The organism is Stieleria sedimenti (genome assembly GCF_025060895.1).
Classification (GTDB): domain Bacteria; phylum Planctomycetota; class Planctomycetia; order Pirellulales; family Pirellulaceae; genus Stieleria; species Stieleria sedimenti.
The window spans coordinates 1-12,716 of record NZ_JANZKV010000014.1; the positions used below are offsets into that span (position 1 = coordinate 1).

9 protein-coding genes are annotated in these 12,716 nt (G+C 60.1%); 2 read left to right on the forward strand and 7 right to left on the reverse strand.

Annotated elements, in window-relative coordinates:
- Positions 1–119 precede the first annotated feature (119 nt).
- The 3 genes from NZK35_RS02535 to NZK35_RS02545 all read right to left on the reverse strand — a co-directional run bounded on the left by NZK35_RS02535 (position 120) and on the right by NZK35_RS02545 (position 4,637).
- On the reverse strand, positions 120–3,587 hold the full coding sequence (locus tag NZK35_RS02535) for a WD40 repeat domain-containing serine/threonine protein kinase (protein WP_259631031.1): 3,468 nt from the start codon (positions 3,585–3,587) through the stop codon (positions 120–122).
- A 127-nt stretch (positions 3,588–3,714) separates the two neighbouring features.
- On the reverse strand, positions 3,715–4,290 hold the full coding sequence (locus NZK35_RS02540; RefSeq protein WP_259631032.1) for an ECF-type sigma factor: 576 nt from the start codon (positions 4,288–4,290) through the stop codon (positions 3,715–3,717).
- Positions 4,291–4,382: 92 nt separating this feature from the next.
- Positions 4,383–4,637 carry a hypothetical protein gene (locus tag NZK35_RS02545; protein WP_259631033.1) on the reverse strand — a complete coding sequence of 85 codons (255 nt, stop codon included), beginning with the start codon at positions 4,635–4,637 and terminating at the stop codon, positions 4,383–4,385.
- A 605-nt stretch (positions 4,638–5,242) separates the two neighbouring features.
- Here NZK35_RS02545 and NZK35_RS02550 point away from each other — a divergent pair.
- Both NZK35_RS02550 and NZK35_RS02555 read left to right on the forward strand, forming a co-directional pair.
- A complete protein-coding gene (locus tag NZK35_RS02550; RefSeq protein ID WP_259631034.1) occupies positions 5,243–5,416 on the forward strand; it encodes an ECF-type sigma factor in 174 nt (57 codons plus the stop codon).
- Between the two features lie 3 nt (positions 5,417–5,419).
- Positions 5,420–8,779 (forward strand): serine/threonine-protein kinase, encoded by a 3,360-nt coding sequence (locus tag NZK35_RS02555; RefSeq protein ID WP_259631035.1) that lies wholly within the window; start codon positions 5,420–5,422, stop codon positions 8,777–8,779.
- Positions 8,780–8,871: 92 nt separating this feature from the next.
- Here the strand turns inward: NZK35_RS02555 and NZK35_RS02560 are convergent, their stop codons facing one another.
- The 4 genes from NZK35_RS02560 to argF all read right to left on the reverse strand — a co-directional run bounded on the left by NZK35_RS02560 (position 8,872) and on the right by argF (position 12,682).
- Positions 8,872–9,504 carry a PEP-CTERM sorting domain-containing protein gene (locus tag NZK35_RS02560; protein WP_259631036.1) on the reverse strand — a complete coding sequence of 211 codons (633 nt, stop codon included), beginning with the start codon at positions 9,502–9,504 and terminating at the stop codon, positions 8,872–8,874.
- Between the two features lie 278 nt (positions 9,505–9,782).
- On the reverse strand, positions 9,783–10,811 hold the full coding sequence (locus NZK35_RS02565; RefSeq protein WP_259631037.1) for an L-threonylcarbamoyladenylate synthase: 1,029 nt from the start codon (positions 10,809–10,811) through the stop codon (positions 9,783–9,785).
- Between the two features lie 7 nt (positions 10,812–10,818).
- Complete coding sequence (gene rph, locus NZK35_RS02570; RefSeq protein WP_259631038.1) at positions 10,819–11,514, reverse strand: ribonuclease PH; 696 nt, start codon at positions 11,512–11,514, stop codon at positions 10,819–10,821.
- Positions 11,515–11,746: 232 nt separating this feature from the next.
- Entirely contained in the window at positions 11,747–12,682 is a 936-nt protein-coding gene (argF, locus tag NZK35_RS02575) for an ornithine carbamoyltransferase (RefSeq protein WP_259631039.1), read from the reverse strand.
- Positions 12,683–12,716 lie beyond the last annotated feature (34 nt).

Sequence of the window (12,716 nt, forward strand, 5' to 3'; positions counted from 1 at the left end):
AAACCACGCTTAACTTAGCGGTATTGGGCTTTAGCCGCCCGGTGTCGCTGCTTCGCAGCGACCGGGAATCGCGTAAAGGCTAGACACCAACGGTTGCTGAATCCTTTTTCCGCGGCACTTCAGCGTCCGGACAACTCAGTCCCCAGAATGACCGGCGATAAATGCTCGTCGCGTTGGTAGCGGATCAAGAGGCGGTGGCAGTCGGGAAAAACGGCGAAACCCTGTGGCGTGCCGATCCCCGGCGGGGGTTCGAACAGGGTGCCGAGAGCCTGTCCGGTAGGCACATGCCAAGCCTCAATTCGGCCATTGTTGTGACCACTCAGCAAGACGCGTCCACCCGGCAGAAACGCCAGTGTCCGAACCGTCGAAACCTGGTCGATCGCAAACGCGAGTTCACCCGTTTTGATGTCGATCAGCTCGAGTTTGTCGCGGGTGCAGATTGCCAGTTGTTTTCCGTCTGCACTAACCGCTGAAGCCATCAGCCGCGTACTCGGCTCCTTTCGGACCACGCGACGGACACCGGTTGCGCACGCGAGTTCCTGGATCAATTGTGACGACTCGTCGTACAGCAATGACGGTCCGTCCTCCGACTCCACGAAACAAAAAACGGCCGACAAATCGAGCGGCAAGTCGAGCACCTGGTTGGCAGATTGCCAGCCCGTATCACTATACCAAGCCATGACTCCAGGTTCCTCGCCCGCGTTGACCGCGACGGCATCGCCCGAGGGGCTAATTTCAACGCGATGGGCCTTTGCCAAACTTTCGCCAAGCGTGCGTACGATCCTCCCTTTCGACAGGTCATAAACGCTCACGTAACCGGGTCCGGCGCACGCGATCCAACCTTGACGAGAAATCTGTTGTGAAAAACACGTGATCGGATGAGTGACCCTTTCGCCGATCGGCTGTTCGATTCTCCTACCGATCCCGACGACCATCTCTCGATCATAGCCGGGGTGCGAATACCCTTTCTGAACGAAGTAGGCGAGGGCATCCGGGGCGATAGGGTAAACGCCACCGAGAGGGGAAGGCGGGCGAAGGATCTGGGTTGGCGGGACGCGACTGAGGTTCCACTGTCGCAGCCGGCCGCCTGGACCGGCTGTGATCAGTGCATCTCCGTTGGGTGATGCGAGCACCCGGATCCTCTGGTTCTCTTGGAACAGACGATGGTCAGCGGCAATGTTGAATGCCGCCGTCAGCTGGCCCGACACTTGGCCGCCTGATCGCTCGGTCAGTCGGAGCGTCTGTAGCAAGCCGTCGGGGAACAAAAGCGCGAGATGGCGACCGCCCTGCCATGTCGCATGTGATTGCGGATAACTCGCATTCAATGCCACCTTGCCGATGCTTTGAAACGAATCGGCATCCAGGATCAACATTTGTTGCCAAAAGCGATCGCAACAGAGCAGCCAGTTTTTCTCTGGACCCGCCAGCATCAATTCACGCGGATTCTCGATCGACTCGAGCGTGACGCTGCGTGTTTTCTTTCCTGCAGGAACCGAATACACGTCAATACCTTGACGGGTCGGGACCAGCAATTCACGACTGCCGGGGCGAAACACCAGTGATTCGTGGCGATGGTCGTTCTCGATACGAAACAGCGATTGACCATCCGCGTTCCCGACCCAGACGCCCTCGTAACGTGTCCCCACCGCGAGGTGCGCTCCATCGTCAGACCAGACGATCGTCTCGACGCCGTTCTCGCCGACGACGATTCGGCGCAGTTCTTTGACCGAAGGGGATAGACTCCAAAGCGAAATCTGTCTCTGCATGCCTACCGCCAGCATTGTCCCGTCCGGCGAAACGGCAATCGCTTCGGCCGGCTCTCCGATCGAGCCTACCGCAACGGTTGATTCGGCTTCCAATCGCCCGCCTTGAGAGCGGTAGATGTTGCCATCGGCGTCCAGGATCCACGCGTGATGACCGGACCGATCCAACGCCAGATCGCTGATTTCAGCATCGAGGACGACCTGTCGGTCGAAGGGAGGGTGAGACAGATCGAGCAGCAGGTTGCGGAAAAAGTCATCGTCGCGATGTAGGTTCGCCTTCACCGGCACGACCGTGGTGGGGCCGAGTTTGTCTGCGATCAAAGGAAATTCAGCCTGTCGAAAGGCACTAACCGCCGATTGTAACTGGCTCGCGTCGAGCAAGTCGCTGACCTGGCGTTCGCGCGATTGGCTCGCCTGCCAAGCCCGATTGACTTGCCGCACCTGCCACAGCGACAACGTGGTAATGAAGACAAGTGCCGCGATCGCGGCTGTGCCAACCGTGACGGCGAGTCGGTTCCGGCCGAGCCACTTTCGAAAACGATATCCGGCCGACGGCGGGCACGCCTCGACTGCCTCGTCGTCGAGATATCGCTGAACATCATCGGCGAGCGCTTTGGCCGAGTCGTAGCGCCGCTCACGATTTTTCTCCAGCGACTTCAGCACGACCCAGTCTAATTCGAGGTGAAGGTCACTCCGGATCGCCGCGATGTCGACGGGAGTTTTTTGTCCGAGGGTCGAAAGGTTCGCTGCCTTGAGCGTACTGACGCGAGAACTGGGCCGCTCGGGTTCCTGTTCTTGCACCAGTTGCCGAAAGCCATCGATTCCGACGCGGGAGAGCGTGTCACGATCAAACGGAGTCGTTCCGGTCAACAATTCGTAAAGGATCACACCAAGCGAGTAGACGTCCGATCGGGTGTCGACGCCCAAACTACTCATCTGGGCCTGTTCCGGCGACATGTACAGTGGCGTGCCGATCAACTCGCTGAACTGCGTGAAGAGTGTCTTATCGGTGAGGTCCTGATCGAGTGCTTTGGCGACACCAAAGTCGATCACTTTGACGACCGGTTTGTCGTCATGCATCGTCACCAGAATGTTGCTTGGCTTCAGGTCGCGATGAATGATCGCCTTTTGATGAGCGTGCTGGACGGCGCGGCAGACGTCGATAAAAAGCTCAAGGCGTTCTCGCAAACCCAACTCATTTTCTTGGCAAAAACGTGTGAGCGGCACCCCTCGCACCAGCTCCATCACGAAATAGGGCCACCCGGATTCCGTCGTGCCTCCGTCGAAAACGCGAGCGATGTTCGGATGGTCCATCATCGCCAGGGCTTGGCGTTCGGCCTCGAATCGCGCCAACACCTCGCGAGAATCCATGCCGGGGTTGATCACTTTGACGGCCACTCGACGACGGACCGGTTCCGTCTGCCGCGCCATGTAGACGGTGCCCATGCCGCCGTGTCCAATTTCCTCGAGCAATTCGTAGCGACCGAGAACCGAATGTTTTTTCGGGTTCAAGCCGTGAAGTCCTCGTCCCGACGTCGACGTTTCGGCAACATCCAGCATCGCGGTGGGAGGGCCATCCTCATGGCGATCGCCTTCACTTGGACGGCTCTCGGCTCCGAGGACGTCCCCGTCGCCGAGGGCTTTGAGGAGCAGATTAGCGTGCCGCAGTTCACGGGCCGCAATCAATCGCAGAATCCTTGACTTCTGATCCGACCGGCCTTCACAAGCCCTTGTCAGATAGGCGTCCCGCTCGCCCGGATCATCCATCCGTGAAGCGGCAAGGTAGATTTCGCATTCGAGGTTTGTTCCGGTTTTCTGTTCCATGGCGACCCCGACGGCGTGCGACCTGACCTCGACAACGATTGGCTCACGAATTGAACTGGCTCAACCAACTAATGCGAGATGACGTGTCTGAAAGTCCGGGATTCTTGGCCACGGGCGGAAAAATAGATCAAAAACCCGCCGCCAATTCCACGGTGAACCACGACACTGCGTAGTCCCAACGCTCGTAAGCCACGGTTCGAGAGATCTCCATGACCTTCGCCGCTTCGGCGACCGTCAGGCCGGCGTACAACCGCAGGCGGACCAATTCGGCGGCCTGTTCATCGACCCGCCCAAGCTTGACCAGTGCGTCATCGAGTTCGAGCAGCTGTTCCGGAGTGATTTCTGCCCGAAATTCGGCGAGGTCGCCGACCTCCACCCGATCCCGATCGCCGCCACGTTTTAGGCTGGCTTTGGAACGCGCGTGCTCGATCAAAATGCGACGCATCGCTTTTGCGGCGGCGGCAAAGAAATGGGCGCGCGAATCCCAGCCCTGCCCGCTATCCGAACCGACCAGCCGAAGGTAGGCATCGTGAACCAGTGCGGTCGCCTGGAGCGTGTGATCGGATCGCTCCGTTGCCATGTGTCGTGAAGCGAGCAAACGAAGCTCCTCGTACACCAGCGGCAACAAGTCGGCGGAGGCATGGCAATTGCCCCCTTCGACCTTGCGGAGTAGACGAGTCACTTCGGAAGGCACTTCGATCATGTTGCGTCGTCGCGAGTTGGCAGAACAAGTCTCACCGATTCTAACTGATGAACGCCTGTGATTCAAAAGATTCTTTCTTGCCCAGTCGTTTCTCAACGCGATCGGGCAGTCTCGTCATCGACATTGACCAGTGGTACGGCACCGTCGGCGACTGATCGATAATCGACGACATCCGTCGCGGCGATGCTGTGGTTGACATACAACTTCCGTAGCACCGTCGTCGACCACGTCGACTTGGCCGGTGACGACGACCGTTTGCGGCGTGTCGAATCGACCTGAGCCAGGAGCCGGCGGTCTTCAAGCAGCTCCAATTGATCCGTCAAGAACGTCGTGCCTGGTGTTGACATCACGCTTCATCGGCTGTCGCCCATCGCCTCGGTTGCCCGTGGAAACCCGACCGCTCGCCACCGCGTTAACGGCGTCGCCCCGCGCGCTCCCCATCGGAAACCGATGCGCGCGTGGTGTCCGTGCACCGTGAATCGGCGCACTGAGAATGGGTGCCACACGTCGATCATCGCCTATCGCGAAGACGCCGGTCGCTGCTGCAGGGGGCTGGCGGCAGATTGGTCCTGCCACACACGAGAAACGGTGTTCTGCCGCTTCGCCCCGAAATAATCCTGCCGGAACCGGCCCGCTTCGGGGGTGGCGATGAACCGCCATCTGGCCCTCCCTGTGTTCCGAACGCCTGCCAAGGAGCGAGATCGGTGGAGAGGGACTCGCGCCAACGATGGACCGATCGTCCAAAAAACGACAAAAATCGGCTCACACCCGATTATTCGATGCCTGAGACTTTCGCCGCCGCGGGACAAACAGCGGACAGGCGGTTTTTGCGTCGAAAAAACCGTCAAGCTGCTAGAATACGGGGAGCACCTTTGCGAATCTGGTTGTCCTCCGCACACTCTCTGTAACGGAACGGAGCGTCCGTCGAGGCCCGCGTGTTAACACCCTGAGCATGTCCGACGTCACGAAAATTCTCGGCCGAATCGATGCCGGTGACTGCCTTGCACTCCAGGAGTTGCTGCCGCTGGTCTGTGACGAATTGCGCCAGTTGGCCGCACAGCGGATGCGTCGAGAGCGGTGTGCCTCTGCCCCACGGTTGCCCCACACCTTCATGAATCCCGATTGATCCGTGAACCGCCAACCCCAACCGCCGCCGGCCCGCCGTCTCTACGAGCAAGCGATCGCTTTGGACGACGAAGCTTTGCAGCGATCGTTTCTCGATGAGCAGTGCCGCGACGATCCGGCATTGCGGGAGCGGGTCGAACGTCTATTGCGAGCGCGGCGAGACCAGACGAATCATTTGTTGCGTCAAGCCGTCGGGTCTGGCAGCGAGGATTGGGACGAGAAACAGACTGAGTTATTCCATCAAAAAACGGAATCGGGTGCGGATCGGTTTTCGACCTCAGGCACGACGACCGACTTTCACGACCCAAGCCGATTCGAACCGCCCTCGATCCCTGCGTACCATCTGGTGCGGGTGATCGGTGAAGGCGGCATGGGAACGGTCTATCTGGCCGAGCAAACCGAGCCGGTCCGGCGTGAAGTCGCTGTGAAGGTGATCAAGCCGGGAATGGATTCCGAGGAAGTGATCGCTCGATTCCAGGCGGAACGTCAGGCCTTGGCGATGATGGACCACACGAATATCGCGAAGGTTTATGAAAGCGGCACGACCGAGCGAGGCCGTCCGTACTTTGTGATGGAACTGGTTCGCGGCCTGCCCATCACGAGCTACTGCAAGAAGCATGGATTGAATCTACGCGACCGGCTGGAATTGTGTGTCGATCTGTGTTTGGCCGTCCAACACGCGCATCAGCGTGGCGTGATTCACCGTGACCTGAAGCCCACCAATGTTCTGGTCACCATGCAGGACGACAAACCGATCGTCAAAGTCATCGATTTCGGTGTCTCCAAAGCGCTGCATGGCGAGCTGGCCGGAAGAACGCTGCTGACACACGGCTTGCAGTTGATCGGAACGCCGCTCTACATGGCGCCGGAACAGGCGAGACGGACGCACTATGACGTTGACACACGCGTCGACGTCTATTCGATCGGCGTCGTCTTGTACGAACTCCTGACCGACACCACCCCCATCGATCGTGAAACGCTCAAGCAGATCGGTATCGAAGAGTTTTACAGCCTGCTTGTACGACGAGAGCCCGCTCGGCCGAGCCAGCGCGTCAGTGGTCTGCTAAACGATCAATCGTCTCCCGCGGACCGACATGGCCATGGCACAGGCTTTGACGCCAAGCTTCTCAAGCGAGAACTGGATTGGATCGTGATGAAAGCGATCGATCGCGATCGCGAACGGCGATACGCGTCGGCGAGCGAGTTCGCCGAGGACTTGCGGCGGTATCTGGATGGGGATCCGGTGGTGGCATGCCCGCCGTCCTGGGCGTATCGGTTCGGCAAAACGGCGCGTCAGTACCGCGTTGAACTCAGTCTGCTGGCGTTGGCGATGGCCACCCTGATTGTCATCTCCGGCGTTTCACTGTGGCAGATGGCTGCGGTGGATGTAGCGCGGCGCGAGAGTGAACGACGTGAACGCCACGCAGTCGAACTCCTCCAGGCATTGAAGCTGCAGCGCGCCCTGACAACGTTGCAAAACGACAATCTGAAGCGGCTGCATGAATTGACCATCGACCTCCGCTCGGACCCGCTGCCGACCGACGGGACCTCCCGGCGGCCCGATCTGGCGAACCTGTTGATGAACGTCGCGGTTCGTCCAACCCGAGGCTCCTTCGCCAACGCTTCGGCCGTCAACGGCCTGGCGGTGACGCGGAACGGAACAAGGGCGTTAAGCGTCGACGAACAGGGTGACATCAAGCTTTGGAATTTGATCACACGCGATGCCACCGGGCAATTGATTGGATCCCACGGCGAACCCGCTCACGCGGTCGCGATTTCCCCCGACGGTCGCACCGCAGCGACCGGCAGCAAATCCGGAACGGTCTCTTTCTGGAACCTCGAAGACGGAACGCTGATTCGCAGTTTACCCCCGCTGGAATCGGGCGTCGAAACGATACGCTGGTCTCCCGACGGGCGGTATGTGGCCGCCGGTGCCCGTTACAGCGAAGTCTGGGTCGGTGACGCCGAAGGCAACGAAACGTTCCGCATCGCCAATGACCATCGACACGAAAGTCTGCTGTTTACACCAGACAGCAAGCAATTGATCGTTCCCACCCGCGTGGACATCTCCGTCTACGACATGACGTCGGGCAAGAAGATCCGCAGCATCGCTACCCAGCCGCTGACGAATGTACGAACCCTCTGCTTCGCCGGCCCGAATGACCAGTGGCTCGTCGCCGGCGAGCGATTCAAAGAATCGTTGATCATCTTGGATCTCAAGAGCGGAAAATTATTGGGACAAGTGCCGCTGGGCAACTCTTACCCTCGCTCCCTTTGCGCCGCCGGGAACGGCATGTGGCTGCGCGCGAGTTACACGGGCGGCCGGATTCAGTTGATCCAGCTTTCACCGGCCGACGGAGGTGCCTCGGCGACCGGCCGCATCGTTTCGCAGATCCTCGCGCATCGACCGGCGCCGGATCATCGTTTGCCGCTGGCGTCGCTGCCCGGCGACACGTTGTTCGTCTCCGCCGGCGAGGACGGAAACATCCATCGCTGGCACCAACATGACCTTCGATCCACGGAGCTTCGCAGACGGCCCGAAACGGTGCTGGCAAGCTATTTGATCCCGGAAACGGGACGCGTTTATCACGTTCACCACGACCAGCGGCGACCGTTTGCCGTCCGTTCAAGCATCTTCTCTCCGTCAATCGCCGATGCGATGTTCGCCGCTGCCAACGGACAAACGATCTGGATCGTCGGCTCCACCGACCAGCAACCGATCGCCGAAATCACTTCGCCACTCGTCCAGCACCTCGATGTTGCATTGTCGGCCGAAGGGGACACACTGGTGGCAGGATCCACGACGCAGGTGTGCGTCTGGAAATCGATCGACTGCTGGAATTCGCATGAACTTCTGAACCGATTCGAAATCACGCATGACGCGCCGCCGGTCCTTTGCGACGGCGGCCGAACGCTGATCATCGATGATGCCGCCGGACGTCGACTGCTGGCAATCGATGTTCTATCCGGACGGCAAACCGAGCTTGCGTCGGATGTCAGCGTGTCCTTCATTTGTCTCAATGCCGATGCAACCCGATTGGGGACGATTGCTAACCATGGGATCCAAGTCATCGATCGCCAGACAGCAGAGGTGCTGATCGAGAAGGATCAGTATTACGGTGTCAGGCGATTGTGTTTCAGCGACGACGACACGACCCTGCTGGAAGGACGCCGCGACGGCCGAGTCTATGTCTGGCATCTGCCGACACGTCAACGACTCGGACTGCTCTACGAACCCGAGCATTCCGTTGGCACCTTGCTCCGCTGGCAAATCGCAAAGGGAAGCCGTCGTCTGATGCTGGAATTCGCCAGCGACTACGGCGGCATCGACCTGATCCTGTTGCCCGGCCAGATGGACCGCTAGGTCAACAACCGGTGGATCACAACAAAATGCAACGTTCGCGGATGGTGTCTAGGCAGCGTCGCAGAACGTCTCAACGCTGCAACACCAACGTTTCAGCGGCGGCGACGCAGCAAGATCCCGCAGCTGATCAAGCCGGCCAGGGCGGCGGAGGCGGGTTCGGGTACGGCACTGATGCGTGCGACCGAAACGTTGTCGATGAACAAACTCGATGTGCTGCCGATGTTTGCACCGGTCGCGGCATTGAACTGTAGCGTGATGCCGCCGCTGACATCCGGGCCCGTGACGGGGCTGAAACTGAAACGCTGGTAATCACTGGTCAGCGCGAGCGGCCCGCCGCCAAGGATCGGATTCGCCGATGTGCCTCCGCCGGCGATTTCAGAGAAGAACTCCGCGAATGCCACGCCGCCATTGGTCCCGGCCCCCTTGGCATCAAACGAAATTAAGATCGTTTCGCCGGCCGTGACCAGACCAACGCCAAGATTGGCCTGCTTGATCACTAGAGCTGAACCGGAAACATCGTTGAACAACTCGCCGGCGAAGCTACCCGTCTTGCTGTCGCTGGTGACGGCAAACGTTTGCGCCGGTGAAGCAAAGGACGTCCAGCCGCTGGTGTTCCCGGTTTCAAAGTCGCCGTTGGTCGTCAACTCCGCGGCGACGTCATCGGGCGCGACCAAGGCGAGGGCCAAAACCAGACCACTAAGACAAATCGGTTTGATCGCTGACATCGTTTTTCTTTTCAATGGGGAGGCGCGGAACGACACTACCCTACACGAATGAGCGATGATCCCCGTTTTTTCTGCAAAGATTGCCAAGATTGACCGGGCCGCGACCGACACCCCCATGGGAAACGCCGGAGGGATCCAGCAACCGTTGGTGTTCAGCCTTTAGGCGATTCTTGGTCGCTGCGACGCAGCGACAGTGGGCGGCGAAAGCCTGGACACCAACGAGCCGAAAAAAACCCCTTTCCCCTTTTCGATCAGCGAAAGCCCAACACCAACGATTGCTACCCGGCGGCGCGGTCGATGCGATCCATGATGGCCCGCCCGATGCCGGTTCGCTCGCAGCGGTCGATCACGATCAACTCGCATCCGGTCGCGTCGGCTTGGCGGATCGCCGTGAACAAGTGCTGTGCGACTTCGTTCAAATCACCGCTCGAGCTGAGCGTACGATACCAACCGAAACGGCCGGCTTGGTCATCGGGCAAGGGGGCAAAGGCGATCCGCGCGACACGCGACGGTTCAATGTCAGTGGGTCGCCATGCCTCGACCGTCCGCAACGGCTTGGTCGGCGCGTAGTGCTTGGCGAGCATACCGGGTGCGGGCATGGGTGCCACCGGGTCGGTCGGTCGGGAGTGGTCACCGGCGGCCTTGGCGGCATCGTCGTGAGGCAGATGGACGCACCCGAACGCGTCTTGAAGCTGCTCCACCGAGAGGCCTCCCGGTCGCAGCAATTCGACTCCGTCACGCCGCAGCCGAATGATCGTTGACTCCAGTCCACATTCACATTCACCGCCGTCGAGAATCATTGCGACCGTGTCGCCGAGCCCTTGCCGAACGTGCTCGGCGCACGTCGGGCTGACGTAGTTGGACGGGTTGGCACTGGGTGCGGCGATCGGGAACTCGCACGCGGCCAGCAACGATCGCATCACCGGATGGCTGGGAACGCGGACGGCAACGGTCGGCGCTCCGGCGGTGACTTCATCGACCACGTCGGCCGAACGGGGAACCACGACGGTCAACGGCCCGGGCCAAAACGCCGCGGCGCGTCGCCACTGGGCGGCCAACCATTCGAGATGATCGACGCGGACCCAACGCCGGGCCGACTCTTCGGAATCGACATGAATGATCAGTGGATTGTTCGCCGGCCGCCCCTTGGCCTGGAAGATCTTGCGAACCGCAATCGAGTTGGTCGCGTCAGCGGCCAGCCCATAAACCGTTTCGGTCGGAACACCGACCAGTTGTCCGTCGGCAAGGAGTCTGGCCGCTTCGGCGATCGAAGCATTCGATGCGGCTTTGATCTTGGAACTTGGCACGTGACGGTCAGCCGATCACATCGAGTTGTAACTTCGTCAGTTCGGCGATTCCCTTGCGGGCCACCGCCAGCATGGCGGCCAATTGGTCGTCGTCAAAGGTCGCTTCTTCGCCGGTGCCTTGGATTTCCACGAACTTGCCGCGACCGGTCATGACGACGTTCATGTCGACGTCGGCGGCGAAATCCAGTTCGTAGTCGAGGTCCAGTTTGACGGTGTCCTTGATCACTCCCACACTGATCGCCGCGATGCTGTCGCGCAGCGGTCCTTCACCGATCTTTGCGTCGGGCAATTCATTCTGCACCGCTTTGGCCAGCGCGATGAAGCCGCCGGTGATCGATGCGGTTCGCGTGCCGCCGTCGGCTTGCAAGACATCGCAATCGACGACGATGGAGCGTTCGCCGAGGGCCTTCAGGTCCACCACGGCACGCAACGAGCGGCCGATCAACCGCTGGATTTCCGTCGTCCGTCCGTCCACCTTGCTGCGTTCGCGTCGCTTCCGCGGCACGGTGCTGCCGGGCAGCATGTTGTATTCGGCGGTGACCCAGCCTTTGCCCTTGCCTTCCATCCACGGCGGAACGCTGGGTTCCACCGATGCGGTGCACAGGACGATCGTGTTGCCGGATTGGTACAGCACGTTGGCGGGATGATGGGCCAGGTAGCCGAGTTGGATCTCGACCGGGCGTAATTGATCGTCGGGGCGCATGGAGGGGGAGATGGAGTGGGGTGGAAGTGTTGCGGAAAGGATGTTCGGTGAAGTGGCGTAAGCTTCCAGCTTGCGGGGCGTTGGTGGAGGGCTGGACGCTGACGCGTCTTGGGGGTTGGAGGGTAGACGCTGACGCGTCTCGGGGGACGCAAGCTGGAAGCTTACGCCACTCGCGTCACGGGGTCGCAAGCTGGAAGCTTACGCCACTTGGAAGCTGACGCCACTGGGGCTTTTAGCCGACGTTTTTGCCGATCCACTCGCGACCGAGCAGCCAGACGAGCAAGCCTTTTTGGGCGTGCATCCGGTTTCCGGCTTGGCGGACGATGTCGCTTTGATCCCCGTCGATCACTTCGTCGGTGATTTCTTCGCCGCGCACCGCCGGCAAACAATGCAGCACGCGAGCCGACGCGGGCGCCGCCTGGAGCAAGGTCTTGTTGAGCTGGAAATCTTTGAAGGCCTGACGGCGGGCGACCATCTCGGCTTCTTGTCCCATGCTGGTCCAGACATCGGTGTAGATCGCGTCGGCCGTCTGCACCGCCGCGGCGGGGTCATGCAGGGTTTCGATCGCCGCGTCCGGATAGGCGGCCTGGACCTTTGACATCCAATCCGAATCCATCTGATACCCCTCGGGACAGGCCAACGTGAATCGCATCTTCAGCATGGCGCAAATCAATGCCAGCGACTGAGCGACGTTGTTGCCGTCGCCGACGAACACCAGATGCTTGCCGACGTAGGACCCGAACACTTCTTCGATCGTCAGAATATCCGCCAAGGCCTGGCAGGGGTGGCAGAGATCGGTCAATCCGTTGATCACCGGCATGGCGTTGAAGCTGGCCAACAATTCCACTTTGGTATGCTGTTTGGCGCGACAGACGACGGCGTCGACGAATTGGCCGAGCACGTTGGTGAAGTCGGACGGTGCTTCACGTTTCCCCCAACCGACATCGGAACCGAGAAACAGACTCTCGCCTCCCAGCTGCGCCATCCCGGCCTCGAAGCTCACCCGCGTCCGCAAGCTCGGCTTTTCGAACAGCAGCGCGATGACCTGGTTCTTCAAGATGTTGGGCCGATCACCGGCCGCCAACTTTTGCTTGACGACACCGGCGGTCCGCAGAATCAGCTGCAACTCGTCGGGACTGATGTCGAACAGGGATAAGAAGTGTTGCATGAGAAGAACAGCTCACTTGCCAGCGTGATGAGAG